24 protein-coding genes are annotated in these 24918 nt (G+C 68.1%); 4 read left to right on the forward strand and 20 right to left on the reverse strand.

Features of this window, described 5'->3' with window-relative positions:
* Positions 1-107 precede the first annotated feature (107 nt).
* From D7316_RS25170 to D7316_RS25195, 6 genes are all read right to left on the reverse strand, one after another.
* Positions 108-938 (reverse strand): HNH endonuclease signature motif containing protein, encoded by an 831-nt coding sequence (locus D7316_RS25170; RefSeq protein ID WP_124710684.1) that lies wholly within the window; start codon positions 936-938, stop codon positions 108-110.
* A gap of 573 nt (positions 939-1511) precedes the next feature.
* Positions 1512-2546 carry a ribosome small subunit-dependent GTPase A gene (gene rsgA / locus D7316_RS25175; RefSeq protein ID WP_124710685.1) on the reverse strand — a complete coding sequence of 345 codons (1035 nt, stop codon included), beginning with the start codon at positions 2544-2546 and terminating at the stop codon, positions 1512-1514.
* Position 2547: 1 nt separating this feature from the next.
* Entirely contained in the window at positions 2548-3813 is a 1266-nt protein-coding gene (gene aroA / locus D7316_RS25180) for a 3-phosphoshikimate 1-carboxyvinyltransferase (protein WP_124710686.1), read from the reverse strand.
* A gap of 55 nt (positions 3814-3868) precedes the next feature.
* Positions 3869-4255 (reverse strand): VOC family protein, encoded by a 387-nt coding sequence (locus D7316_RS25185; protein ID WP_124710687.1) that lies wholly within the window; start codon positions 4253-4255, stop codon positions 3869-3871.
* Positions 4256-4257: 2 nt separating this feature from the next.
* Positions 4258-4500, reverse strand: a complete 243-nt coding sequence (locus D7316_RS25190) for a hypothetical protein (RefSeq protein ID WP_124710688.1) — start codon at positions 4498-4500, stop codon at positions 4258-4260.
* Positions 4501-4557: 57 nt separating this feature from the next.
* The gene (locus D7316_RS25195; RefSeq protein WP_124710689.1) at positions 4558-6261 is read right to left on the reverse strand and encodes a nucleobase:cation symporter-2 family protein; all 1704 of its coding nucleotides are present in this window, start codon (positions 6259-6261) and stop codon (positions 4558-4560) included.
* 113 nt (positions 6262-6374) lie between these two features.
* Between D7316_RS25195 and D7316_RS25200 the strand changes: the two genes are divergently transcribed.
* A complete protein-coding gene (locus D7316_RS25200; protein ID WP_124710690.1) occupies positions 6375-6863 on the forward strand; it encodes an NUDIX domain-containing protein in 489 nt (162 codons plus the stop codon).
* A gap of 51 nt (positions 6864-6914) precedes the next feature.
* Here the strand turns inward: D7316_RS25200 and ykgO are convergent, their stop codons facing one another.
* From ykgO to D7316_RS25215, 3 genes are all read right to left on the reverse strand, one after another.
* Positions 6915-7037: a type B 50S ribosomal protein L36 gene (gene ykgO, locus D7316_RS25205; protein WP_124710691.1), complete on the reverse strand. Its 123-nt coding sequence runs from the start codon at positions 7035-7037 to the stop codon at positions 6915-6917.
* A 144-nt stretch (positions 7038-7181) separates the two neighbouring features.
* The gene (locus D7316_RS25210) at positions 7182-7808 is read right to left on the reverse strand and encodes a TetR/AcrR family transcriptional regulator (RefSeq protein WP_124710692.1); all 627 of its coding nucleotides are present in this window, start codon (positions 7806-7808) and stop codon (positions 7182-7184) included.
* A gap of 29 nt (positions 7809-7837) precedes the next feature.
* Positions 7838-9649 (reverse strand): hydroxysqualene dehydroxylase, encoded by a 1812-nt coding sequence (locus D7316_RS25215; RefSeq protein ID WP_124710693.1) that lies wholly within the window; start codon positions 9647-9649, stop codon positions 7838-7840.
* 240 nt (positions 9650-9889) lie between these two features.
* On the opposite strand from D7316_RS25215, the gene D7316_RS25220 reads away from it, so the two are divergent.
* Positions 9890-10945 (forward strand): zinc-binding dehydrogenase, encoded by a 1056-nt coding sequence (locus D7316_RS25220; RefSeq protein WP_124710694.1) that lies wholly within the window; start codon positions 9890-9892, stop codon positions 10943-10945.
* A gap of 23 nt (positions 10946-10968) precedes the next feature.
* On the opposite strand, the gene D7316_RS25225 is transcribed toward D7316_RS25220, so the two are convergent.
* Genes D7316_RS25225 through D7316_RS25245 form a run of 5 tightly spaced genes read right to left on the reverse strand, consistent with a single transcriptional unit; the run spans position 10969 to position 16503 of the window.
* Positions 10969-12543, reverse strand: coding sequence for a PH domain-containing protein (locus D7316_RS25225; protein ID WP_124710695.1), 1575 nt, complete (start codon positions 12541-12543; stop codon positions 10969-10971).
* Complete coding sequence (locus tag D7316_RS25230) at positions 12530-13030, reverse strand: PH domain-containing protein (RefSeq protein ID WP_124710696.1); 501 nt, start codon at positions 13028-13030, stop codon at positions 12530-12532. Before D7316_RS25230 ends, D7316_RS25225 begins: the two co-directional genes overlap by 14 nt.
* A 46-nt stretch (positions 13031-13076) precedes the next feature.
* Positions 13077-13862, reverse strand: a complete 786-nt coding sequence (locus tag D7316_RS25235; RefSeq protein WP_124710697.1) for an SGNH/GDSL hydrolase family protein — start codon at positions 13860-13862, stop codon at positions 13077-13079.
* Positions 13863-13885: 23 nt separating this feature from the next.
* Complete coding sequence (locus D7316_RS25240) at positions 13886-14647, reverse strand: SDR family NAD(P)-dependent oxidoreductase (RefSeq protein WP_124710698.1); 762 nt, start codon at positions 14645-14647, stop codon at positions 13886-13888.
* A 32-nt stretch (positions 14648-14679) separates the two neighbouring features.
* Positions 14680-16503: an acyl-CoA dehydrogenase gene (locus D7316_RS25245; RefSeq protein WP_124710699.1), complete on the reverse strand. Its 1824-nt coding sequence runs from the start codon at positions 16501-16503 to the stop codon at positions 14680-14682.
* A gap of 114 nt (positions 16504-16617) precedes the next feature.
* Here D7316_RS25245 and D7316_RS25250 point away from each other — a divergent pair, with 114 nt between their 5' ends.
* Positions 16618-17202, forward strand: coding sequence for a TetR/AcrR family transcriptional regulator (locus tag D7316_RS25250; protein WP_124710700.1), 585 nt, complete (start codon positions 16618-16620; stop codon positions 17200-17202).
* Between the two features lie 46 nt (positions 17203-17248).
* Here the strand turns inward: D7316_RS25250 and D7316_RS25255 are convergent, their stop codons facing one another.
* The 5 genes from D7316_RS25255 to D7316_RS25275 all read right to left on the reverse strand — a co-directional run bounded on the left by D7316_RS25255 (position 17249) and on the right by D7316_RS25275 (position 22255).
* A complete protein-coding gene (locus tag D7316_RS25255) occupies positions 17249-18388 on the reverse strand; it encodes a helix-turn-helix transcriptional regulator (protein WP_124710701.1) in 1140 nt (379 codons plus the stop codon).
* A gap of 133 nt (positions 18389-18521) precedes the next feature.
* On the reverse strand, positions 18522-19865 hold the full coding sequence (locus D7316_RS25260; protein WP_124710702.1) for an FAD-binding oxidoreductase: 1344 nt from the start codon (positions 19863-19865) through the stop codon (positions 18522-18524).
* A 324-nt stretch (positions 19866-20189) separates the two neighbouring features.
* On the reverse strand, positions 20190-20600 hold the full coding sequence (locus D7316_RS25265; protein WP_124710703.1) for a RidA family protein: 411 nt from the start codon (positions 20598-20600) through the stop codon (positions 20190-20192).
* A gap of 102 nt (positions 20601-20702) precedes the next feature.
* Positions 20703-21602, reverse strand: coding sequence for a carbohydrate kinase family protein (locus D7316_RS25270; RefSeq protein WP_124710704.1), 900 nt, complete (start codon positions 21600-21602; stop codon positions 20703-20705).
* On the reverse strand, positions 21599-22255 hold the full coding sequence (locus tag D7316_RS25275; protein ID WP_124710705.1) for a class II aldolase/adducin family protein: 657 nt from the start codon (positions 22253-22255) through the stop codon (positions 21599-21601). The genes D7316_RS25270 and D7316_RS25275 overlap by 4 nt, the downstream gene beginning before the upstream one ends.
* 118 nt (positions 22256-22373) lie before the next feature.
* Between D7316_RS25275 and D7316_RS25280 the strand changes: the two genes are divergently transcribed.
* Positions 22374-23042 (forward strand): DUF6891 domain-containing protein, encoded by a 669-nt coding sequence (locus D7316_RS25280; RefSeq protein WP_124710706.1) that lies wholly within the window; start codon positions 22374-22376, stop codon positions 23040-23042.
* Between the two features lie 53 nt (positions 23043-23095).
* On the opposite strand, the gene D7316_RS25285 is transcribed toward D7316_RS25280, so the two are convergent.
* Positions 23096-24853 (reverse strand): sigma-54-dependent Fis family transcriptional regulator, encoded by a 1758-nt coding sequence (locus D7316_RS25285; RefSeq protein ID WP_124711573.1) that lies wholly within the window; start codon positions 24851-24853, stop codon positions 23096-23098.
* Positions 24854-24918: the final 65 nt, after the last annotated feature.

Raw genomic sequence — 24918 nt, forward strand, 5'->3', positions numbered from 1 at the left:
CGGATGCGTGACACCGATGTGGGTGGCACGTTCACTCTATGGAGTTGTCAAGGGACGGTTGCGGTCCCGGATTTCGCCGGGTGCGTGGGCGTTTGTTGGGGTGGGTGTCAGGCGGCGGTGGGTAGGTTGTCGAGGGTCAGGGTGCGTCGGTTGTAGGCGGGTAGGGGTGTTCGTTGGGGGTCAACGGTGGCGGGTGGGATGAGCCAGGGGTGGTTGTCGGTGCCGATGATCACGTCCCAGCCGTTGTGGTGGATGTCGGCGTGGCAGGACGGGCAGAGTAGGCAGCCGTTGTCCAGGACGGTTGTGCCGTTGTGGGCCCAGTGTTGGATGTGGTGGTCGTGGGAGCGGTCGGCGCGGATGTGGAGGCGTCCGTGGTCTTCGTGGTGGGTGAGGGTGTTGAGGGTGCGGTCTTGTCCGGCGGGTAACCCGCCGGCGGTGGTGGCGGCCAGGTCGTTGCCGAGTTGTTTGGCGCGGTGTGCGATCTGGGCGGGGGTGGCGCCGGAGAAGTAGTGGCCGAGCAGGTCGCTGACCTGGGTGTAGCGAGCCTCGCTGTCGACGGGTTGGGGTGATCGGGTGGCGATGTGGGTGATGCCGGTGGTGATGGCGTCGATGTGTTCGGCGGGGATGGCGCCGTCGGCGGCGTGGGCGTGCAGGGTCGGCAGGGTGGTGGTGGAGCCGGCGATGCGGATCAGGCGTGCGGCGACCGCGGGTGCGTAGCCCATGACGATCAACAGTTCTCGTGTCTTACGACCGTGGGTGGTGGCGACGCCCAGGCGGTCGAGGGTGGCGACCAGGTGTGCGGCGTGGTGGTCGATCAGGTTGCGTAGCGTCAGGATGGTGCGCATCGCGTTGAACGCGTCCCGGCCGGACAGGTCGTCGTCGATGGTGAGGTCGCGCAGGGTGTCGGTGAGGGTGGGCAGGTCTGACACGGTGGTCATGGCGGGGCCTTTCAGAGAACACGGTTACGGCTGTCGGGCGTCGTCATCGTTTCTCTGGGTGACAGAACTGGCTGTCCTGTCGCCCGGCTTCGCTGTCATCAATTCATCTGTTGGGAACCAGAGTATCGGTGGGTACCGACAAGCTTGTTCGCGTCGTCAGGAGTGTGCACAGTGTGGAACTCTTCGGTCCCGCGGTGTGCGTCGTCATCTCGACCGTCGGGGACGAGCGTACCGGCAACCACCGACAGGCTCGGAATCATCTGCAGGACAACACCACCGGAATCTCCGGGCGACAGAACTGGCTGTCCTGTCGCCCGTTTCGCTGTCATCGTCGATCTGTTCGGAACCAGACTATCGGTGGGTACCGACAAGTTCGGTCGCCTGTGCTCCTCGTCGGGGTGCGAATTCCCGTAGTGCGGCAATAGCTGTGAGGCGCCGTCATCGATCCTCCGGGCCACGGAACCGAATGTCCTGTCACCCGTTTCGCTGTCATCGTTGATCTGTGGAACCCGGCATCTTTGAGCGGAGCGCTGAAATCTGGCCCCGATGTGGCCGGCTGTTCCTGACCCCCATCTAGTGCGGGTCGTGCATGCGTTCGGAGTCGGCTTCGGGTGAACCGGTGACCGCGACGAGAAGGGCGCGCACCGCCATCGCGCGACGATATGAGTTGCCCTCCAACTGATCGAGCGCACACTCCGGGTCCGCAGGGGGACCGAGATGAGTGCATCCGCGTGGGCAGTCCTCGATGGCGTCGCGCAGGTCGTCGAAGGCGTCGACGATGTCGTCGGGGGTCACGTGTGCGAGACCGAACGAGCGGATGCCGGGGGTGTCGATCACCCAGCCCCTTCGTCTGGCAGGACCGGGTAGTGGCAATGCGACCGACTGGGTGGAGGTGTGCCGCCCCTTGCCGACCCCCGACACCACGCCGGTGGCCCGATCGGCATCGGGCACAAGACGATTGACCAGGGTCGACTTGCCGACTCCGGAATGCCCGATGAGTGCGGTGATGTGACCGGCGAGCATGCCCGTCACCGCATCGAGCGGGTCGGCCTGGCCGGCGAGCACGATCGGGAGGTCGAGATCGGCGAAGGCACGGGTGAACTCGGCCGGATCGGCGAGGTCCGACTTGGTCAGGCACAGAATGGGCATCAGCCCGCCGACGAAGGCCGCGGCGAGTGCCCGCTCGACGAAACCGGTGCGCGGCGGGGGATCCGCGAGCGCGGTGACGATGAGGAGCTGATCGGCATTGGCGACGACGATCCGCTCGTACGGGTCGGTGTCGTCGGCGGTGCGGCGTAGCACGGTGGACCGCTCGGCCACCTTGACGATGCGCGCCAACGTGTCCGGGCGTCCGGTGAGGTCGCCGACCACCGACACCTGATCGCCGACGACGACCGGGGTCCGGCCCAGTTCCCGCGCCCGCATCGCCACCACCAGACGGTCCGGGTCGCCACCGATGACGCACCCCCAGCGGCCACGATCGACCGACACCACCATGGCGTCCTCGGCGTCGTCGTGACGTGGGCGGGTCTTGGTGCGTGGCCGAGTCCCCTTGCCAGGACGTATCCGGACGTCGGATTCGTCATAGCTCGAGGTGCGGCGGCTCACGTCACACGTGCCCGATCATGTTCTGCCACATGCCCGGGAAGTCCGGCAGCGTCTTCGCGGTGGTCTCGATGTCGTCGACGGTCACACCCTGGACCGCGAGCCCGATGAGGGCGCCGGCCGTCGCCATGCGGTGATCGGCGTAGGACTCCCACACCGCCCCGTGCATACGGGTCGGCGTGATCCGCAGGCCGTCGGCGGTCTCGGTGCAATCGCCGCCCAGGCGATTGATCTCGGTCGACAACGCCGCGAGCCGGTCGGTTTCATGGCCACGCAGGTGCGCGATGCCCGACAGCACCGACTCGCCATCGGCGAGCGCACACAGGGCCGCAACCGTCGGCGTCAGCTCCCCGATGTCGCGCAGGTCGATGGCGAGTCCGGTGAGTTTGTCCGGACCGGTGACGGTCAGTGCGCCGTCCGCGCGTTCGACGGTGCAGCCCATCTCCGAGAGGATGTCCACGATCTGTGCGCCGGGCTGAGTGGTTGTCGCCGGCCACCGGGGCACCGTGATGGCGCCGCGCGTGACGGCCCCGGCCGCCAGGAACGCGGCAGCGTTGGAGAGGTCGGGCTCGATCTCCCAGTCGACGGCGCCGATCGGGCCCGGCGCCACCCGCCAGACGTCGGACTCGGGCCGATCGACGACCACGCCCGCGGTGCCCAGCATGTCCAGCGTCATGTCGATGTGTGGCGTCGACGGGACAGGCGGGCCCACATGGCGGACGGTGACGCCGTCGTCGAACCGTGCGGCGGAGAGCAGCAGACCCGAGACGAACTGTGATGATGCGGACGCGTCGACGGTGACCTCGCCGCCACGAGCGGACCCGCGTCCGGTCACCGTGAACGGCAGGCTGTCGCCGCTGACCTCGACACCCAGTCCGCGTAGCGCGTCCAGAATCGTCGCGAGGGGCCGGGTCCGGGCCTGCTCGTCACCGTCGAACCCGACGACACCGTCGGCGAACGCCGCGACCGGAGGGAGGAAACGCATCACCGTGCCGGCGAGGCCGCAGTAGACGTCGGCGGCCCGTACCGGTCGCGGGTCGACGGTGATCGTGGTCTCGTCGGCGGTATCGACGCGGACGCCGATACCGAGCGCACTGAGGCCGTTCAGCATCAGATTGGTGTCGCGACTGCGCAATGCGCCCCGCACCGTCGACGGTCCGTCCGCCAGCGCCGCCAGGATGAAGGCACGGTTGGTGATCGACTTGGAGCCCGGCAGGTCCACGGTCGCCACCACCGGTGTGGTGACGGTCGGTGCACTCCAGATACTCATGCGCTCCAGTTTGTCATGCCGAAACGTGGGTATCGGACGGCACCGGAGGCGTGGATCACCGGGTGTCCCGGCGCAGCGGGTGGTCGTCCGGTATCTCGACGACGATGATCGTGCGCTGATCGGGATCGGCGATGTGCATCTCGATCAGTCCCCACGGCTCGGTGCGCGCCTCCCGCACGATCGGGACGTCCGCCGCCCGCAGGTCACGTTCGGTGACGTCGATGTCGCGGACCTGCAGCCACAGTGCGGCGTCGGCCCCATCGCCGTCGCCGACGTCCTCGCTCATGTGTCCGGGGACCTCGATGAGTCCGTTGCCCGCATGGAACACCACGCCTCCGGGGTACTCGCGGGCGACGGCCAGCTTCAGCCGATGTCGATAGAACTGCTGCAGTCGTTGCGGATCCCGCGTGCGCAGCAGGATCCGGCTGCCGAGGACCTCCACGTCTACTGGCCCTCGGTGGTCCCGTCGGAGCCGCCCAGGGCATGGCCCCGGTTCAGGTCGTTGCCGTGCCGCGCGGCCTCGTAGATGGCCCTCTCGCGGGCGATCCGGTCGGTCTCACCGATCGGCGTGGCGTCGCCGAAGGCGAATGCCGAGTCGTGCTCGTACTCGTGCGGCATGTCGGGGTCGTCGTCGATCAGGGCGTCGGCCGGCTCATGGTCGTGATCGGGGCGTGGGCTGTCGGACATGTCGTCAACGATAAGCCGACATCGCCGACTCCACGTGTGCTGCGGCAGAAACGATCGTCATGATCCGCGCCGCGAGAAGCCGCCGTCGGTGTAGCCGTCCCACGTCTCGAAGAGTCGGGTCACCTTGGGGTCGCCGAGTCCGCGGATCCAGTCGCACAGATCCTTCGGCGCGGAGGGGTTGGTCACGATGAACGGATGTAGGCCCTCGTCGTGTTCGGCGAGGTACCGCAGGGTCTCGGGCGGCGTGTCCGGGTCGGCGGCGGCGAGGGCGTCGCGGGGATCGAACGCGGCGCCGCGCACCGCATCCGAGGCGGACAGCCCGGCGATGGTCGGATCGGCGACCTCGATCTCACCGGTGTTGTGATAGTCGACGGGGTCCGGTGAGGTGCTGCGCGGGTTCAGCAGGATGTTCAGCAGGATCGCGGTCAAGGCGCCCGCCGAGATGCCTGAGTGGAAGATCGTCTGGAACCAGTCGGGGAACTGGTGATACAGGTCCAGCGAGACGTTGACCGGCGAGTCACCGAGGCTGCGATCGGTGTAGTACAGCTTGGCCTCGGTGAGCATCGCGACGCCCACCGAGATGGCGACCACCAGGATGTTGGTGTTGTTGAACTTGACCTTGGTGAGCGTGCGGACGCCACTCGCGGCGACCATGCCGAACAGTGCGACGCCCGCACCGCCGAGTACGGGCAGCGGGATGCCCTCGACGATCGCGGCCATCTTCGGCAGCAGTCCGAGGACGACGAGGATGATGCCGGCGCAGGTGGCGACGTGGCGGGTGCGGACACCGGTGATGGCGACCAGTCCGACGTTCTGGGCGAACGCGGTGTACGGGAACGTGTTGAAAACACCGCCCAGCACGGTGCCGAGACCGTCGGCGCGCATGCCGTCGGCGAGCTTCTGCGGCGTGATCTTCTGGTCGACGATCTCACCGACGGCGACGATGTCGCCGGTGGTCTCGGTCATGATCACCAGGGCCACGATGATCAGCGCGATGATCGAACTGATCTCGAACGTGGGGAAACCGAACTGGAACGGCTGAGGGATACCCACCCACGGGTTCTCACCGACGGCGTCCCAGTTGGCCATGCCGAACGGGATCGAGATGAGCGTGCCGACGACGAGACCGATCAGGATGGAGACCCGACGGATCGTGTCGGGCGCGAATCGTTCGATGACGACGATGATCGCCAGGGTGAGGAAGCCGAAAGCGATGTTCTTGGGGTCACCGAAGTCGGCACCCGCGGCGGTGCCGCCACCGAACCAACCCGCGGCGACGCGCATCAGCGAGACACCGATGATGAGGATGATGGTGCCGGTGACCAACGGTGGGAAGAAGCGGATCAACTTCCCGATGATGGGTGCCGCCGCGATCATGAAGACGCCACACGCGATCACCGAGCCGTAGATGGCGGTGATCCCGTGGGCCGTGCCGATGGTGATCATCGGGCCGACGGCGGCGAACGTGACGCCCTGCATGAGCGGCAACCGCACCCCGAACCGCCAGAAGCCGACCGCCTGCAGGATCGTCGCGATACCCGCGACGAACAGGTCGGCCATGATCAGGTGGACGATGTCGCCCTGCTCGAGTTGCCCGACGCTGACCATCGCACCGCCGACGATCAGCGGTACGGCGACCGCGCCGGCGTACATCGCGAGGACGTGCTGGATGCCGAGCGGGAGGAGCTTCGCCAACGGCGGTATCTCATCCACCGGATGAGGTGTGGTCTTGCCGTGTCTGATCGTGTCGAGAACCGCCATATGCAGTGTCTACGAGTCGGACATTGCGGGCGTGGCGCGTATGTGTGACGCCTGTGTTTCCGCGAAAATATATTGCCCGCCGAGTGTCAGGAATCGCCGTGCACAATGGTCGGATGGCGCAACGGACCACCAGGCGGAGTGCGGGACTCTTGTTGTTCCGACGTCGCGAGCAGGGCATCGAGGTCCTCATCGCGCATCCGGGTGGTCCCCTCTGGGCGCGCAAGGACGACGGTGCGTGGTCGATCCCCAAGGGTCTGCTCGAGCCCGGGGAGGACGCCGAGGCGACCGCGCGCCGCGAGTTCGCCGAGGAGATCGGCACGCCGCCGCCCGCCGGGCCGATCGTCGAGCTCGGCGACGTCACGCTCGCGAGCGGCAAAGTCGTCACCGGGTTCGCGATCGAGGGTGATCTCGACACAACCACCGTGGCCAGCAACATGTTCGAGATGGTGTGGCCACCGAAATCCGGTCGTCTGCAGAGCTTTCCCGAGATCGACCGTGCCGAGTGGGTACACCCCGACGTCGCGCGCGTGAAACTCAATCCTGCGCAGGCGGAGTTCGTCGACCGGCTTGTCGTTGCGGTCGAGGCCGCCGATCAGGCCTGAAGTTCGTGTCCTGGAGCGTCACAAGGTCCGTCCCTCGACGAGAAGCCCTGCTCAGCCCTGACGCGCCTTGAACCGGGGATTCTGTTTGTTGATGACGTAGATTCTGCCCTTGCGCTTGACCACCTGCGATCCAGGTTGGTTCTTCAGGGACCGGATCGAGGAACGCACCTTCACTTCACCATCTCCTTATTGGCAACAATTGTCATTAACCTACAGGGTAGGAGTGCCAATCGAAAATGGTTGCCAAGAAGGACGTGGGGTCCCAGGCCTGGTGTTCGCTGCGGTCACGGCCCCGCCGCGTGTCCCGGCCCTGAGCGCTCAGAGCAGATAGGTGGCCGTCATGGCCTTCCACAGATCCAGATGCGGGTCGGTGGTCGGGTCTCGGCGGTCGATCAGATAGGTCGCCGCGACGCCGCGCATGCTGGACAGCAGGATCGGGTAGAGCTCGGGATAGCGTGGGCGCGCGGTCAGTTCGGGGCCGAGGAATCCCGCGACCGCCTGCCGGACGACGGGCCCGAGTCGGTGTTCGGTCGGCAGGAGGGCGCTGCGCAACTGCTCGTTGGTGCGGGCGGCCGTCCACAGCTCCATCGATGCGACGAAGTAGGGCTGATGGAACGTGCTCCAGCCGAGGTCGATCGCGGGCCCGATCCGCTCCGCGGGCTCGGCGGGCCAGTCGACCTGGAACGGCATCTCCTCGATGCGCGTGCGAGCCAGATGGTCGACGGCGGCCATGAGTAGGCTGTCGCGCGACGGGTAGTGATGCAGGAGCCGACCGCGGCTGACCCCCGCCTCGGCTTGAATCGCCAGGGTGCTCGCCCGGGCGTACCCGCGGTCGACGAGGACCCGGATGGCCGCGTCGAGAATCCGGATGCGGGTACGGTCACCGCGAAGTTGTGTCGTCGTTCCCGCGCTCCTGGGTACGTCGTCGTGCGCAGATCGATCCACACGGCGATCCTAGCGGTCGATCCTGGTGGTCAGACGTCCAGGAAATGCGGGAGTCCTGCCTGGTACCGCCGCCGGTCCTCCGCCTTGATCGGGTCGAGCACAGGCAACTCCCACAGCGGGTGCACGGGCGCGGGCCGGGCGGGACTGTCCGCGGCTGCCAGGATCGCGTTGGCGACCCGACGCCCGGATTCGTTGGCGCCCTCCATGGTTGCGAGGTCGATGTTGGTGCGTACGTGGTCGCCCCCGATGAAGAGGTTCGCGATCGCAGTGGGCGCGGTGGGTCGGTTCTGATACGACCCCGCGGTGTTGACCATCAGTGGCGTGGCGTTGGCGATCGTCGGTGACCAGGTGACACCCGGGTCCAGCGACCAGGTGACGATCTCCTCGCTGCGCAGGATCTGCTTGCCCCCGGAGTTCATCGCCCGGCTCATCTGGGCCCACACCTCCCGGGCGATCTGCTGTTTCGTGCACTGCTTGGCGGGCTTGCCGTAGATGATCCCGGGTTTCTCCCAGTCCGAGATGTCGATCGACAGGCAGTCCCGCACACGACCGTCGCCGTAGGTCTTGGCGAAATCGATGTTCCACGGCCGGGCCTGGAACAGCCCCGTGAGCGCCCACGGGGTGCCCAGTGCGGCGATGTGGCTCGGCGGGGTGTCCGATCGGCGGGACAGGAAGTACTGGATGCCCACCATCCAGTCGTCCTCGAGGCGGCGGATGCGTGCGAGCGAGGGATCGGCCGCCACCACTGAGGGGGTGAGCAGCGGGCGGAGACGATCGAGTGGCATCGCCGCGACGTACCAGTCGGCCGCCACGTTGCCGCCGGACCGGAGCCGCGCCCCGGTGACCCGGCCGCGGGACACCTGGAAGTCGGCGACGCCTTCCCCCATCACGAAGGTGACCCCGCGGGTGCGCAGATATGCCACCCACGGGTCGATCCAGGCATGATTGGTGGGGGCGTTGAGGATTCGGTCGACGCCACCGTGGACGAGACCGGCGTCGTACTGTCCGATCAGCCCGGTGGCCGAGGTGGCGAGTGCGAGGCCGATCTGCCCGATGGTGCGCGCCGATGCGGTGTGCGACTTGGCGGCGACGAGCGCGCGGGTCAGTGCGCCGGCCAGATAGCGTTGGTAGCCCGACGATTTGCCCTTCGCCTTGACGAACTGCATCCAGGACTGCTTCTCCCACTGTCCGAGTCGGCGTTCCTCGCAGCTGGTCGCGATGATGAGCTCGCGTGTGACGAAGTAGGCGAGTTCGTGTGGCGGCACGTCGACGACGAACTTCAGTCCGGTCGTCAAGGCGTTGCGCAGATTGTCCAGTTCGAGGATCGCCGGTGCGTGATCGACGAATCCCATGATCGACGCGGGCGCGGTGGTGGGTGCGTACCCGGACTCGTCGAATGCGATGACCGCGGTCTCGACGTTGATCAGGTGCCGATCCTTGACGTTCCCGCCACGAGCGAGTGGGATGCGCTCCATCGACTCCGTGACGTGTTGGTAGCACCCGGGGAAGAACCGGAACCCGTGCTCGCCGGGCAGTGGCAGACGACCTCCGCGCGCGGTCCCGGGCACGTCGTGGCTTCGCGCCTTGCCGCCGAGATAGGCAGGCTCGTAGACGGTCACGCGGAATCCGCGTTCGATCAGTTCGTGCGCGGCCGCGAGGCCGGACATCCCGCCACCGAAGATCGCGACGTCCCGCCCCCGCGCGCCACCGGTGCGCGGAACCGCTTGTGCCGATGGAACTCTCACGCCCGGCAAGGCCACGGCGGTGCCGGCGAGCACGGCTGCCGCGGCCGCACCCTTCAGCACTGACCGCCTGGAGAAGTCATCCTGATCGTCGTCCATTGTCCCCGTCCCTTCTGATGACCAAGCCAGGCGAACCAGTCAGCACTGACTGATTCGGGTTTACCACCCTCGAGACGCCGATGGGACTGATTCGGGGAAAGGTCTCAGAAAACTTGGTCAATCGTCTCACTGTGGCCGTCGTGGCGTCCCCGGGATCGGTCGGCGGCGGTCTCAACATGAGACATCCGGAGCCCCGCCACGGCGTTAGCCTCAGGCGTCCACACATCGAGAGGGGTCAGAATGAAGGCGCTCGTCTACCACGGACCGGGTCGGAAATCGTGGGACACGGTGCCGGACCCCGTGCTGCAGGACTCCACCGATGCGATCGTGCAGATGGAGACGACCACCATCTGCGGGACGGATCTCCACATCCTCAAGGGCGACGTCCCCGCGGTGACGCCCGGGCGAATCCTCGGACACGAGGGCGTCGGCGTGGTCACCGAGGTGGGATCGGCGTGTACGAAGGTCAAGGTCGGCGACCGCGTGATCGTCTCGTGCATCAGCAAATGCGGGACCTGTGAGTACTGCGTCGCGGGCATGACGTCGCACTGTCAGACCGTGGGCGGGATCGGTTGGATCTTCGGCCACCTGATCGACGGCACCCAGGCCGAGTACGTCCGCGTGCCGTTCGCCGACAACGGCCTGATCCCGCTGCCGGACGGGGTGAGCCCCGAGCAGGGCACGATGCTCAGCGACATCCTGCCGACCGGTTACGAGATCGGAGTGCTCTACGGCGCGGTCCGGCGCGACGACGTCGTCGCCGTCGTCGGGGTCGGGCCCGTGGGACTCGCCGCGGTGATGACCGCGTCCGCCGCGGGCGCGGCGAAGGTCATCGCCGTCGACGGCAACAAGTTCCGTCTCGAACAATCCCGCGAGTTCGGCGCCACCGACACCATCGACGTGAATGCCGGCGGTGACGTGGTCGCGGAGCTCAAGGAACTCAGCCGCGGAGGTCTGGGCGTCGACGTGGCCATCGAGGCGGTCGGTGTGCCGGTCACCTTCGGCGTCGCGCTCGACTCGGTCCGGCCGGGCGGGCACATGGCCAACGTCGGCGTGCACGGCGAGAGCGTGTCGTTCCCGATCGAGCGGGACTGGATCAACAATCTGACCATCACCACCGGGCTGGTCAACGCGACCACCGCGCCGGAACTACTCGAGGGCATCCAGCGCGGGGACATCGCACCGGAGAAGTTCATCACGCACCGGTTCACGTTCGACCAGTTCGACGAGGCGTACGAGACGTTCGGCAACGCCGCCGACGAGCATGCCCTGAAGGTGATCATCGCCAGTTCGTGACACCGTCCGGCAGGCCGCGACCGTCAGGCGTGTGGCGCCCGCCGATCGGTTACGACGAAGGGCGCCAACAGATCTGGCGACACCGCGGTCATCAGTCCGGTCGCGTCGGTCGGCGAGAGGTCGACGGCAGCGTAGGCCTCCGCTCCGGCGGCGGTCGCCAGCACCACGGTCTCGACGCCACGCCGACGCTGGAAGAACGACGCGCTCGATGCCCATCCGACGACCCCGCCACGGTCGATGACGTAGCGGTGACGGGCGATGCGGGGTGGGGCGATCACCACCGAACGTTCGGTGACCCCGAAGCCGAGGTTCTGGTAGCGGACCACACCGAGCGCGCTCGAGGCCACCGCCAGCGCGGCCGCGACGATGAGCCACGGCCATGTCAGTGGTCCGATGACCAGGACGATCACCACCGGCACGACGATCACGCCCGCCCAGAATCCACGGGTGATCCGGCGGATCAGGGCAGGCCGGCCGTGGCGGCGTAGGCCGGTGGTCAGTTCGTCGCCGTCGTCGGTGACGAGCCGGCCCACTCGGATCGCCTCGTCGACGGGCGCCGGCGGGAGCAGGAGCGGTTGCTTGGTCGAGCCGGTGGCGATGGCGTGTAGCCGGGCACCACCGACCGGACGCATGAGGACCGGCTCGTGGAAATGCACGCCGCGGATGCGGTCCGAATCCAGGCTGGTCGCGTTCGTCGTGATCAGTCCGCGGCTGATGCGCAGCGTACCGTCGTCGTGATTGCGGACCAGCACGAAGTTCCAGTACCCGAGCAGATAACCGGCGACGGACAGGACGGTGCCGATCGCGATCACGGCGACCACCGCGACTCCGATGACCAGCGGAAGTGGGACTTCGCGGATGCTGTCGACGGCACGCTCGGCGGCGGTGGCGCCACGTTCGAAGAGCCCGGCCTCGTTCGCGACCTGGGCGGTCAGTCCGGCGAGCGCTGCGGCGGTGGCGAATCCGGTGAGCGAGAAGGGCGCGAACCGCAGCCAGGAGAGCCGGAGACGCGAGAGTTCCTCCGGGGGTGTGGGAGGCGCATCGCGTGCGGTCCCGCGGGACGTGGTGGTGCCGGTGGACGTGGTGGCGCGGGCGACGGTCGCCATGAGTTCTTCGTGCAGGGCGTGCGCCTCGCCGGCCGGGATGGCGTTGAGCTCTACCACCGACGATTCCTTGTCTCCGCCGGTGCCGATCTTGACCTTCTGCAGTCCCAGCACCCGATGGGGGAGAGACGCGGTCAGGTCGACACTGCGGATCCGGTCGCGCCGTGCAGTCGCCACCTTGCGGGTGACGAGGCCGGACCGGACCCGCACGTGCTCGTCGGTCACCTGGTACCGCGTGACCAGCCACGGGACGATCGTCACCAGCGGTACCGCGATGAGCGTGAGGACGATCGTGATGTCGGGAGCGCCCCGGCCCGCGAAGACGATCGCGATGACGAGCGGGATGAGTTGGGGGAGTTGCTCGATGGGCTTGACCGCGATCATCCATGGGGACAGCCGATGCCACTCGTCCGGCCGGTCGTCGCCGATGCGCTGCGGCCCGACGGGCCCGCCAGGCGACGAGCTGTCTGCGGCGGGCGGATCAGGTTGCGTCATCGGTGTACGCCTGTGTGCGCGCGGTGAGGTCGGCGGCCGCCTGCCGGGCCAACTCGGCATCGAGTCCGACGATGCGTACCGTGCCCGCCGACGATGCGGTGGTGACGGTCAGCGTCGCGAGGTTCAGTGCCTGCTCGATCGGCCCGGCCGCCGTGTCGACGACCTGGATGCGCGCGATGGGGATGATCACCCGGCTGCGCACGAACCAGCCGGACTGGGTGTAGACGGCGTCGTCGCTGATCTCCCAGCGGTGAAAGCGGTAGCGCCACCCGGGCACGACGGTCACGAAGAACGTCGAGATCACCAGGGTGACGATCGCGACCGCGATCGCCGGCCAGCGCACGGGGTCGGCCAGCGCGGCGACGATGACGGCGGCGGCGAGGATCGGGATACCCGCGAGCAGTGGCGACATCCGCCACATGGTGACGGCACGCGGGTCGACCTGGTGGACGGGTTCGCGGAGCAGCAGCGGCGGTGTCGGTTCCATCCCGGCCGAGCTTATCCGCCGGTCGCGCGTATTCCCCGGGCTGCTCTCACTTTCCCGGGGTGCGGTCCGGGAGGCCGGCGGCCGTGCCGGAGATTCTCGACCAGGTCGGATGCTTCGCCTCCCGGTCGTCCCCCGACGACCGACCGCGGAGCCGTCGGATCACCCACGGGGCCAGATGGCTGCGGGTGAACCGGAGATCCTCGGTCCAGCGGTAGCCGCTGACCTGGTCAGCCGGTGGGTCCGGTACCGCGAGGGTGTGGACACCGATGGCGTGCAGCACATGTGCGGCGACCCGTTGGTGGCCGATCGGATTGAGGTGGAGACGATCGGCGGACCAGTAGACCGGTCGTCGGATCTCGCTGTCGTGGAACATGTCGACGAAGGTCAGATCCTGCTCGGTGGCCAGGGCGGCGATCTCGGTGGTGAGGTACTCGCCGCGCGACCGGATCGTGTCGCGGAACGGCAGCCCCGACGACGGATCCGCACCGGCGAGCAGGACGACCTCGATCCCCGCGTCGCGGCAGCGCCGCACCGCGGTGCGTGTGAGTCCGATCAATCGTGCGAGATCTCCGCCGGGACGCAGCATGTCGTTGCCGCCCCCGTTGAAGGTGAGCAGCGTGGGCCGCGGAGCCAGAGCCAGTGCGGCGTCGATCTGACCCGTGGCGATCGGTTCCAGCAGCCGTCCGCGGATCGCGAGGTTGGCGTACTCGACGCTGCCGTGTTCGGCGGCCAGTCCCTCCGCGACGAGGTCGGCCCACCCACGGGGGTGAACGCCATCCGGCTCGTCGCCGACGCCCTCGGTGAAGCTGTCCCCGACAGCAACATAACGCATTGTGTCCCAGTGTCTTTCGGAATCTAGGTGATGGTGACGCCGCCGTCGACCGCGATGGTCTGGCCGGTCACATAACCGGCAGCCGGCGAGGCCAGCCACACGGCGGTCGCGGCGAGTTCCTCGCCCCGACCCATCCGGCCCAGCAGGACCCGTGGCAACTGGGACTCCAGGTAGCCGTCGTGATAGGTGTCGGTCATCTCGCTCTCGAAGAACCCGGGTGCGATCGCATTGACGCGGATGCCCTTGCGGGACGCCCATTGCTGCGCGAGGTCGCGCGTGAGGCCGATGACACCGGCCTTGCTGGAGGCATACGCGGCCTGCGGCAGTCCGGCGGTGGTGATGCCCAGGACGCTGGAGATGTTGATGACGGCGCTGCCCGGTTGCATGACGCGCCCGCAGGCCTGCGCCATCCAATAGGAGCCGTTGAGATTGACGTCGATCACGGCACGGAACTGGTCGGGGGTCTCGCGGGTGGCCGGGACGGCGGTGCCGACCCCGGCGTTGTTGATCAGCACGTCGACACGTCCGAAGGTCTCCATCGCGGCGTCCACGACGGCCTGGCACTGGTCCGGGTCGGCGACGTCGGCGGGGACGCACAGCGCTCTGCGGCCCAGCGCCTCCACCTTCGCGGCGGTGTCGGCGAGGCGCTCGGCGCGCCGGGCGGCGAGGACGATGTCCGCGCCGGCCTCGGCGAAGCCGGTGGCGAACGACACGCCGAGTCCCGATGACGCACCGGTGACGACGACGACCTTGTCGGTCAGGTTGAACATGTCCGGCAGGGACATCTGGGTGACTCCTTCGATCAGCGGTGGTGTGCTCAGAACCAGGCGGGAGCGGCGTCGAGGGTGGTGCGGTCCAACGCGGCGAGCAGGGCCAGCTGCGGCCCCGTCTTCGGTAGCTCGTAACGGAAGAAGTACTGGGCCGCAGCACGTTTGCCGTCGTAGAAGTCGCCTTGGGCGCCCCCGACCGCGAGGAGCTGATCCAGCCACAACCAGGCCAGCACGATGTGACCGGTCGCCTCCAGGTAGGCCGTCGCGTTGGCCAGCGACACCGCGGGATCCTCGGCGGACCACACCTGGCCGGTGGTGGTCACGAGCAGGTCGACGGCCCGGCGGAGATCGGCCGCGTACTCCGCGGTGGCCTCATTCCCCGTCGCTTCGCTCGCCCCTGTCACATTTCCCGTCGCTTCGCTCGCCCCTATCGCCCGGTCGATGGTCGCCCCGATCGTCTCGGCGAGCAGGGCGAGTCCTGCGCCGCCGCGCATGATGACCTTGCGGCCGAGCAGATCGAGCCCGTGGATACCGTGGGTGCCCTCGTGGATCGGGTTGAGTCGGTTGTCGCGGTAGTACTGCTCGACGTCGAACTCCTTGGTGTAGCCGTAGCCGCCGTGCACCTGGATGGCGAGACTGTTGGCCTCCAGGCACCACTGCGACGGCCAGCTCTTGGCGATCGGGGTGAGGACGTCGAGCAGGAGACCGGCCCGCTCGTGCTCGTCGCCGGTGCTGGTGGTCTGCTCGTCGACCAGCTTGCTGCAGTACAGGCCGAGGGCGAGTGCACCCTCCACGTAGGACTTCTGTGCCAGCAGCATGCGTTTGACGTCGGCGTGCTCGATGATCGGGATCGGCTTGCTGGTCGGATCCTTCTGATCGACCGGGCGGCCCTGGGTACGCACCTTGGCGTATTCGACCGACGCCTGGTACCCGGCGTATCCCAGTGAGGTGGCGAGGAATCCGACGCCGATACGGGCCTCGTTCATCATGTGGAACATGTAACTGAGGCCGCGGTGTTCTTCGCCCACCAGGTAGCCGACAGCGCCGGGAGCGTCTGCCGGTGCGAAGGTTCCGTCGCCGAAGTTCAGCAGCGTGTTGGTGGTCGCGCGGTTGCCCATCTTGTGGTTGAGGCCGACCAGCGCGACGTCGTTGCGGGTACCGTCCGCGAGGTACTTGGGCACGATGAACAGGGAGATGCCCTTGACGCCGGGGCCGCCGCCGGGTGCCTTCGCGAGCACGAGATGCACGATGTTCTCGCCGAGTTCGTGATCGCCCGCCGAGATCCACATCTTGGTGCCGGTGATCCGGTAGCTGCCGTCGTCGGCCGGCTCGGCCTTGGTCGTGATGTCGGCCAGCGACGATCCGGCCTGCGGCTCCGACAGGCACATCGTGCCGAAGAACCGGCCCTCGACCATGGGTCGCACCCACGTGTCGATCTGCTCGGGAGTGCCGTACTCGGCGAGCAGGTTCGCGTTGCCGACGGTGAGGAAGGTGTACGACGACATCGCCGCGTTGGCCGCCTGGAACCAGGCGCTGGACGCGCGGTTGACGACCGTCGGCAGCTGCATGCCGCCCAGCGATTCGTCGAAGGAGCCGGCCGCGAGTCCTGCCTTGAGGAACTCGTTGATCCCGCTGCTGATCTCGTCGGGCAGGACGACCTTGCCGTCGTCACCCACGTACGGCTCGTTCTGGTCGCCGGTCTTGTTGGCCGGCGCGAAGCACTTGGTGGCGATGTCCTCGCTGAGTTCGAGCACGGCGTCGAAGGTCTCCCGCGAGTGCTCGCGGTAGCGTTCACGGCTCGTCAGCTTCTCGACGTCGAGCCATTCATAGAGCAGGAACTCGAGATCACGTCGGGAGAGTGGGGCGGCCATACGACTCCTTCGTCAACATAAGCACTCGCTCATTTCTAAGCGCTCGCTTATGATGCACCGGATGGTGCGATCAGGTCAATGGGGCCGTGATCCGATGAGCCGGGAGCAGGGGAGATGACCAGTACGCGCAGTGGTGACTCCGCGGCGGCGGAGCGCATCCGCCACGCCGCGATCGCCTCCTTCGCGGAGGTCGGCTACGGCGGCACGTCGACTCGCCAGATCGCCAAGCGCCTGAACATGAGTGCCGCGGCGATGTACCCGCACTACCGGTCGAAAGAGGAACTCCTCTTCGCGATCGCCGTGGAGGGTCATCGCGGGGTGCTTTCCGCCCTGCGGGCCGTCGACGACGAAACCCTTTCCGACGGTGAGCGTTTGCGAATCGTGGTCGAGGAGTTCACCCGGTGGCAGGCCGAGCATCATGAGCTCGCGAAGGTCGTCCAGTACGAGATGCACGGATTGACCCGTGAGCATTACCGGGAGATCACCGCCATCCGGCGCGACACCTCCGAGGTGCTCGCCGCGATCGTCCGTCGCGGAGTGGAGGCGGGGGAGTTCACGGTGGCGGCTCCGGACGACGCGGTCCTGGCGCTGTCCTCGCTGTGCGTCGACGTCTGCCGGTGGTTCCCGTCGCGGACCCACCGTGATCCGGTCGCGTTGGGCCGCGCATACGGCGATCTAGCCGTGCGGATGGTCAGGTAGGGCCGATGACGCCGGGACACCCCGGACGCCCTGGCGGTGATGTCACCTAGCCGCCGACCGCCCCGAACGACCCCGACGGCAGCAGCGTCTCGTTCATCCGCGGTGCGTACTGGTCGAAATACACTCGCGCGATGAGCTCCCGGCGGCTGCGGACCCCGGCCTTGTCGAAGATCGACTTGAGATGATCCTGCACCGTATAGGCGGACACGTGCAGCGTCGCGGCGATGTCCTTGGTCGCCACGCCCTGCAACACCATCTGGGTGACGTCGCGTTCGCGGGAGGTCAGTCCGAACGCGGCGACCACCATCGGCACGATGTCCGGTGGTCGCGCCTCCTCGATCGTCACCACCACCTCGCCGACCCGGCCCTCGGCGTTGGTCAGGGGCGATGCATGCACCACCAACCACATCCCGGACGCCGCCCGCACCCGTAGCCGGGGCGGCACGTCGGTCTCGCCGCGGCCGTACCGGCGGGCCGCGCCCACGAGAGAGGTGATCACCGAACTCGCTGCGCCGCTGTTGCGTCCGGCGAGCAGGTCGTCGAGCCGTTCCTCGGCGCCCGCGCTCATCTGGATCATCTGGTTGGTGCTGTCCACGATCAGGACGCACGGACCCGACGGCGCCGACTGGGGTTCGGCCACGATGGTGGTGAGCAGCCCGGTCCGTACCCCGCGTGCCATGGACTGCGACAAGGTGTCGAGATAGTCGATCTCGACACTGTCGAACGGCTCCTCACCGGACTCCCGGAAGAACGCGATCGCGCCCCAGACCTGCGACCCGTCGCGCAGGATCAGTCGCGCCTCGTCCCGGAAGTCGAAGTGCGGGGTCATGAACTCGGTCATTCGCGGCGAACGCCGTTTGTCGCCGCCGGTCAGTTCGTGCACGCCGACCGCGTCGACGCCGGCGAGCGCGAGTTCGCGGAAGGACGAGTCCTCGGTGCGGCCGTACTCCATCAGACCGAACTCGTCGTCATGGGTGTTGCGACCGAGCAGAGACCCGTATTTGCGGACGCTGGTGAGGATCAGCGAGTTCGGGTCGACGGTGGCGGCGCACGCCGCGGCGTGCGGTACCGCACGGGTCAGCGAGTCGATGGCCTCGCCGATGAAGTCGCTCACCCCGAGGCCGGCATGGGCCAGCACGTCGATGTCGCGGCGTACACGCTCGGCGGTCAAGGCTGCTGTGGCCATGGTGATCAGTTTCCGTCGTCGCAGGTCAGATGTCCATCCCAGATTTGTGGGGCGGACATTCGAGGGACACCGATGGCCGTACTCGCCGACGCCCGGCGAGAACGGCCACCGCTTCGTGATCGGCGGAACGCGATCAGACGGTCCGGCGGAAGATCCCGCCCGGATCGTGACGCTCGCGGATCGCACAGAGCCGATCGTGATCATCGGTCGACCACAGCCCGGGCAGGTCCGCCGCCGGTGTCGACCCCGCGAAGTTCAGCAGCCCGCCGTCGGCCCATGGTGCGACCGCGGCGTTCACCGCGCCGACGTGTGGGCCGGCCAGCTCAGCGGCAGGCCCCGCGGGCACGGCGATGGCGAGGACGCTGTAGGACGCCGATCGCGCGGTGACCGAGTTCGGCACACCCTGGGGTGCGGTCAGTCGCCCGCCCAGCAGCCGGATCTCGACGATGGCGAGCGGACTCGCGACCGTCGGCCCGGCCACGGCGAGTATCGCGTCGACGGCGTCGGCCGGGAGGTCCCGCACGGTGCTGCCGCGTTCGATGCTCGGCATCGGCCCGGGCGGATCCATGTGCACCGCGTCCAGCGCGGCCACCGGCATCACATCGACGTTCTGCAGCAGCACCGGTCCGACCGACGTCATCGGGGCGAGTAACTGCGCACCGACCGCGGGATCCCCCGTATAGGTGAACCGCACGTGGACGGCGATCTGGCCCTGGAGGGGCGGCGGGAGCATGGGGTCCGGCGGCAGCCGCAGGATGGCCACCGAGGTTCCTGCCTCTTCCGGGAGGGTCGGTGCCCATCGTCGCCATGCATGCAGGACCTGCTCGGCCGCGCCACCGGCGAAATAGATGCCGCCACCGTAGAGGGTGGTCAGGCCGACGAGGTCGAACTCGAGCGCGGTCACGATCCCGCAACCGTCCCGACCGCCGAGCAGAGCCCAGAACAGATCGGACCCCGCCCCCGCATCAACCGTCCGGACGGTGCCGTCGGCGGTCACGACCTCGATGCTGCGAACGCGATCGGCGGCGTAGCCGAACTGTCGTCCGAGGGGGCTCAGTCCGCCGCCGAGCGTGTATCCGACGACGCCGACCGACGAGGACGATCCGACGAGCCCGGTCAGTCCGTGTGGCGCGGTCGCGGCGATCACGTCGCGCCAACGCGCCCCGGCGCCGACGCGGGCGGTCCGGGCGATCGGGTCGACCGTCACCTCGGTCATCCGGCTGGTGGTGATGGTCAGCAGGCCGTGGCCTTCCACGACCGGTCCGTGGCCGGTGGCGCGGACGCCGATGCGGAGTCCATGGGCGCGGGCGTGGCGGACCGCGGCGGCGACGTCGTCGGCCGACGTGGCACCGACGACGACGTCGGGCGCCTGGACCGTCGCGACGTTGAATCCGGCGAGCTCTTCGGCGTATCCGGCGTCTCCGGGGGTGAGGACGGGGCCGACGATCGTCGCGGCGTCAGGGGTGGTGAGGGACATGGTGTTCTCCTGGTTGTGAGGGGTTGTGAGGGGTTGTGAGGGGTTGTGGTGGAAGTGATCTCGATACGGCGGCTCGCTACGCTCGCTGCCTACTCGATCAGCGGAACGTCGCCGCGGCTGCCTACTCGATCAGCGGAACGTCGCCGCGGCTGCCTACTCGATCAGCGGGAAGGCCCGCCGCTGGCTACTCGATCAGCGGGAGTCTGTGTCAGACAGTGCTTTCCGCTGGTCGAGTAGGCACGAGCCGCCAGGCGAGGGGCGTATCGAGACCACGCTCGATGCAGCGACCTGCGGCCGGCACGAAAGACTGTGCGAGAGCGGCGGTCAGCGACCGGCCTGGGCGGTGATCTCGACGGCGAGTCCGGGCAGGGCGAGTGCCGCGACTCCGACGAGGGCGGCAGGCGGCGTCGCGCCGTGCGCGTCGAGGCGTTCGGTGAGCGCCTCGTACGCGGCCAGGGTCGCGGCGATGTCGGTGGTGTAGACGGTGAGCGAGAAGACGTCCGCGAGGGTCATGTCGACGCGCGCCAGGATCTCCTCGATGTGGTGCACGGCGAGGGAGAGTTGCGCCGCGACATCACCGTCGTGCAGCACGCTGCCGTCGTCGGCGACGGAGGCCTGCCCGGCGACGGTCAGGACTTCACGCGGCGCCGGACGCAGCTGGGCGTGGTCGAAGCGGAACCCGGCGTTCCAACTCGTCGGGTTGATACGAATGGTGGTGGGGGTCGGTGTGGTCATACACACGAGACTCGCTCGTGCGCTGACCGATTCCCATCCCGATCTTCGGTGGAGTTCTGCGCCCAGATTTCTGGGGGTCGACCGGACGATCGACGTGGGGGGTCAGTCGGCGATCGACGACCAGGTGAAATCGCCATGGTCACTGCCCAGTCCGGTGGCGACGATTCCCGCCACGGCGCAACCGATCCGGGCTGCGTCGAGCAGTCCGAGGTCGTGCCCGCGCGCGGCCAGGAAGCCTGCGGAGAAGGAATCTCCGCAACCGCTGGTGTCGACGACGGTGACCTCGTGGGCGGGTGCGTGTTCGACGTCGTCGGCGGTCACCACGTAGGCGCCGTCCGCACCCGCGGTGGCGGCCACGCATGTCACGCCGCGGTCGATGAGGTGACGGGATGCGGTGACGAGGTCGCTCTCGCCGGTGAACCCGCGCACCTGGTCGTCGTTAGGCAGGAGGTAATCCAGGTGCGGCAGAACGGGTTCGATCCAGGCGAGCAGGCCCGGGTCACCATCGGCCAGGATGTCGGCGGACAGGGTGATGCCGACGGCGCGGATGTCGCCCAGCAGCGCCGCCAGTTCCGGCGGGTTCAGCAGTTCGGGTGCGCCGATGTGCACGTGGTCGACGCCGGTCAGCAACTCGAGTGGCGCGTCGGCGAGCGGGTAGGCGAGATTCGCGCCGGGCAGGTGCAGTGCCGGCCGGTCGCCGTTGCTGCGGATCGGCAGCATGCTCATCGAGGTAGGCTGGTCCACCGTGACGAGGTGATCGGTGTTCACGCCGTGCCGGTTGAGCACCGTCGTCATCAGGTCGCCGGGATCGTCGGCGCCCACCGCACCCACCGTGTAGACCTCGACACCGAGCTTCGCGAGGGTGATCGCGGTGCCGCCGGCCGGGCCCGCGACCGACATGCGGATGTTCTGCACCAGGGCAGCACCCTGGCCGGCGGGGATCTCGTCGACCGGCTGGGCCAACACGTCGAGCACGTGTGCGCCGAAGGTGGCGATTCTCATGACTTCCTCCCGGGGAACGGTGTGTACTGCCGCTCGGTCGCGGCGACCACGACCTCGACGATGTCGTCGGCGTCCAGGGTCGCCGGCGGGGCCACCGCCGCGGACCGCAGGTAGACATCGGCCAGCCAGTCGACGAGTTCGATTCGGTCGCATGCGGTGTCGAGATCGTCGGCGTAGGCCACCGACCCGTGGTTGCGCATCAGGGCGGCCGTTCGATCGGACAGCGCGGTGGCCACGCCGTCGCCGAGCGCGCGGCTGCCGAACACTGCATACGGCGCGACCCGGATGGATCCGCCGAGCAGTGCCGCCGTGTAGTGCACCACGGGGAGGTCGTCGACGATGTTGGCCACGGCGATCGACGCGACGGGATGGGCATGCACGACGGCCGTCGCCGACGTGTGCCGGTAGACGTCGAGATGAATGCGGAGCTCCGAGGTCGGACGGAACGTGGTGTCCTCGACCACCACACCGTCGAGGTCGACGACCACCATCTGGTCGGCGGTGACGTCGGCGAGCCGGCATCCCGACGGCGTGAGCACGACGCGGTCGCCCATTCGGACGGAGAGATTGCCGCCGGTGCCGTGGGTCATCCCCTCGCGGGCGAGTCGGTGAGCCGCGGCAGCGAGCGCCGCGCGTTCGTCGGAGAAGCGCACGCCCGAGACACTACGCCCACCCCGGTGTCATCCGAACGGACCAACTGCTGCGAACGCGGAACCGCAGGGCCTGGGTCGGCGTCCAATGACCATGCAGACCCCGTGGATGGGAGCACCGATGCAGGCACCGCATCTCACCGACCTGCGTGATCTGGTCCGGTCACGACTGATCCCGGGTTTCACCGGGCTCACCGAGATCGAGGCGGACGCGCGGGACTGGGCCGAGGACGTCGGTGAGCCGCCCGACGCGGCAGTTGTCGAGGTCCGGCGACTGTGGGACGAACGTGCCGATGCGCAACAGCGATGGACCGAGGACGGCGACTATGCGCGGTTGCGTGCGGCGTTCGACGAACTCGACGCCGACGGTGTGCTGGCCCGGATGAACTTCTCCTGCTGCACCCGATGCGCCACCCAGGCGATCGACGGGGAGCGTACGCCGGAGCCGGATCGCGACGACTGGTACAAATTCCGCGAATGGGCCTACGTCTACTTCCACGAACAGGATGCCGAACGCCTGGCCGACGAGGACGCCGTCCTCTACCTGGGCTACAGCGCATTCCGTCCACATCCGACCCTGCCGGACTCGCTGCTCGATGCGATGTCGGAGGGAGACGTCGATGCCGAACACACCGCGTACGAGCGCACCGAGACATTACTGGCCGAGCAGATCGTCGGCGTGCTGAACCGGCATGGACTGGACGTCGCCTGGTCGGGTTCGCGCCACGATCGCATCGGCATCCGCATCGTGCGGTGGCGCAAGCCGTTGCCGCACAGCGCGATCTCGTAGCCGGGACCCGGTGGCGCCGCAGGTCGGGGGCGGCGCCACCGGACACCGACGGCTCACATGTCGATGCCGAACTCCTTGATCTTCCGATAGATCGTCGCGCGCGAGATGCCCAGTGCCGCTGCGGCAGCCGCCTTGCTGCGGCCGTTCTCCTCGAGGGACCGGACGATCGCGTCGCGTTCGAGCGCCTCGATCCGGGTGAGCGTGTGCCGGCTGAGTGAACGGCAGGACGGGGGTAGCTGCCCGACGTCGATGACCCCGGAGCGCTGGTGGGTGACGATCTCGCGCAGGATCTGCCGGAGCTCGGCGACGTTGCCCGGCCAGCTGTACTTGCTGAGCTGGCGCATGGCCTCGGCGGAGACGGTCAGCTCGCGACCGCGGGTCAGTTGGCGCAGCAGGACCGGGATCAGCTCGCGCAGGTCTTCGATCCGATGACGCAGCGGCGGGATCGTCACCGTGTGGGTGAAGAACGGGAGCAGGATCGCCGCGGCGTCCGAGCCGCCGGTGTCGCCACCGGCGCCCTCGCCGATGGTGACTCCCACCCAGCCCGACTCCTCGCGACCCTGGAACAGGCCGGCGACCGCGGCCAGGGTCGTTTCGTCCAGCCGGTCGACGTCGCGCAGCACGACACCGAAGTCCTCGCGGTCGAGCTCGACGCCGAGCGCATCGATGGTGGCGGGCAGCTCGAAGTCCTGGGCCGAGAACACCCGAACGGTGCCGCGGCCGTGGACGGCGGCCATGCGCAGGACGGTCGATCGGCCGGAACCCGGTTCGCCGGAGACCGCGATCCATTCACCGGTCCCGACGTAACGGACCACCCGGTCGCAACTCTGCTGCCACGACGAACTGCGTCCGACGACGCCCGGCAACATCGTCCCCGGCCGCCGTGTGGACGTTCGCGGACCACGAGGTTCACCGGTGTCGAGCAGGTGGACATGGAAGACGGCCATCCCCGACTGCTCGTCCCAGTACTCCGGCACCGGGGACAGACGCGCGACGCGACCGCTCGCCAACGTGCTCACCCGGCGAGACGTCGTCGACTCGAGTGTCTGGTCGACCGCGTTCTCGAGCAGCGAGATCTGGTCCTGGGGGTCGACGGCGAGACGCAGGCGTTGATTCATCAGCACGATGTCGCCGGCGATCGCGAGCACCATCATCTGCGGCGCCCGGCGGCAGGTCGCGAGATATGCATTGAGCAAGCGTGATTCGCGTTCGCTCGCCTGCGACAGCATGCGTTGCTCGATCTGGGCGGTCGCGGACTTCGCGAGCGACAGCAGCAACGGTCCGCCGTCATCGGCGAGTCCGGTCAGGTCCAGCGCTCCGACGACGGCGCCGGACACCGGGTGCACGATCGGCACACCGGCACAGGACAACTGCGCGAGGCACCCCGCGTAGTGTTCCGAGCCGCGGACCAGGGTCGCCTGGCGATTCTCCAGCGCGGTGCCGATGCCGTTCGTGCCGGCGTGCTCCTCGCTGTAGCTGTAGCCGGGTGCGAGACTCACGTCGTCGAGCATGCGGAGAAGGGGACGATGTGCGCTGGCCCGCGACAGCACGACGCCGTCGGATGAGGTGAGGACGATACTCACCGGTTCGGCGGACAGATCGTCGGCCAGCTGCCGGATGATCGGGCGGGCCGCCGACACCAGCGGACTCTCCAGGTTGGGTTCACGGACGAACGGCAACTCGAGACGGTCGGCGTGCACGTTGAAAGCACGGGACCGCCGCCAGGACGTGGAGATGCTCTCGCGCACGCCTGCGGCGATGTTGTCATCGGTCAGGAATCGCTCACGTGCGGCAGCGATCTGCGCGGGCATCTCGGTCTGGGAGCTGGGCTGAGGTCTCACAGAAAAACGAACTCCTATGTGATGTGGATCTCACA

It is taken from the genome of Gordonia insulae, from assembly GCF_003855095.1.
Lineage (GTDB): Bacteria > Actinomycetota > Actinomycetes > Mycobacteriales > Mycobacteriaceae > Gordonia > Gordonia insulae.

What these genes read in the sequence shown, in the direction of transcription:
- D7316_RS25250 (WP_124710700.1), top strand. Translation starts at nt 16,618, where the DNA reads ATGACCAGTACGCGCAGTGGTGACTCCGCGGCGGCGGAGCGCATCCGC.
- D7316_RS25255 (WP_124710701.1), bottom strand. Translation starts at nt 18,388, where the DNA reads ATGGCCACAGCAGCCTTGACCGCCGAGCGTGTACGCCGCGACATCGAC.
- D7316_RS25235 (WP_124710697.1), bottom strand. Translation starts at nt 13,862, where the DNA reads ATGCGTTATGTTGCTGTCGGGGACAGCTTCACCGAGGGCGTCGGCGAC.
- D7316_RS25195 (WP_124710689.1), bottom strand. Translation starts at nt 6,261, where the DNA reads ATGGCGGTTCTCGACACGATCAGACACGGCAAGACCACACCTCATCCG.
- D7316_RS25260 (WP_124710702.1), bottom strand. Translation starts at nt 19,865, where the DNA reads ATGTCCCTCACCACCCCTGACGCCGCGACGATCGTCGGCCCCGTCCTC.
- D7316_RS25170 (WP_124710684.1), bottom strand. Translation starts at nt 938, where the DNA reads ATGACCACCGTGTCAGACCTGCCCACCCTCACCGACACCCTGCGCGAC.
- D7316_RS25220 (WP_124710694.1), top strand. Translation starts at nt 9,890, where the DNA reads ATGAAGGCGCTCGTCTACCACGGACCGGGTCGGAAATCGTGGGACACG.
- D7316_RS25265 (WP_124710703.1), bottom strand. Translation starts at nt 20,600, where the DNA reads ATGACCACACCGACCCCCACCACCATTCGTATCAACCCGACGAGTTGG.
- D7316_RS25280 (WP_124710706.1), top strand. Translation starts at nt 22,374, where the DNA reads ATGCAGGCACCGCATCTCACCGACCTGCGTGATCTGGTCCGGTCACGA.
- D7316_RS25200 (WP_124710690.1), top strand. Translation starts at nt 6,375, where the DNA reads ATGGCGCAACGGACCACCAGGCGGAGTGCGGGACTCTTGTTGTTCCGA.
- D7316_RS25245 (WP_124710699.1), bottom strand. Translation starts at nt 16,503, where the DNA reads ATGGCCGCCCCACTCTCCCGACGTGATCTCGAGTTCCTGCTCTATGAA.
- D7316_RS25190 (WP_124710688.1), bottom strand. Translation starts at nt 4,500, where the DNA reads ATGTCCGACAGCCCACGCCCCGATCACGACCATGAGCCGGCCGACGCC.
- D7316_RS25225 (WP_124710695.1), bottom strand. Translation starts at nt 12,543, where the DNA reads ATGACGCAACCTGATCCGCCCGCCGCAGACAGCTCGTCGCCTGGCGGG.
- aroA (WP_124710686.1), bottom strand. Translation starts at nt 3,813, where the DNA reads ATGAGTATCTGGAGTGCACCGACCGTCACCACACCGGTGGTGGCGACC.
- D7316_RS25240 (WP_124710698.1), bottom strand. Translation starts at nt 14,647, where the DNA reads ATGTCCCTGCCGGACATGTTCAACCTGACCGACAAGGTCGTCGTCGTC.
- D7316_RS25285 (WP_124711573.1), bottom strand. Translation starts at nt 24,853, where the DNA reads ATGCCCGCGCAGATCGCTGCCGCACGTGAGCGATTCCTGACCGATGAC.
- D7316_RS25215 (WP_124710693.1), bottom strand. Translation starts at nt 9,649, where the DNA reads ATGGACGACGATCAGGATGACTTCTCCAGGCGGTCAGTGCTGAAGGGT.
- D7316_RS25230 (WP_124710696.1), bottom strand. Translation starts at nt 13,030, where the DNA reads ATGGAACCGACACCGCCGCTGCTGCTCCGCGAACCCGTCCACCAGGTC.
- D7316_RS25270 (WP_124710704.1), bottom strand. Translation starts at nt 21,602, where the DNA reads ATGAGAATCGCCACCTTCGGCGCACACGTGCTCGACGTGTTGGCCCAG.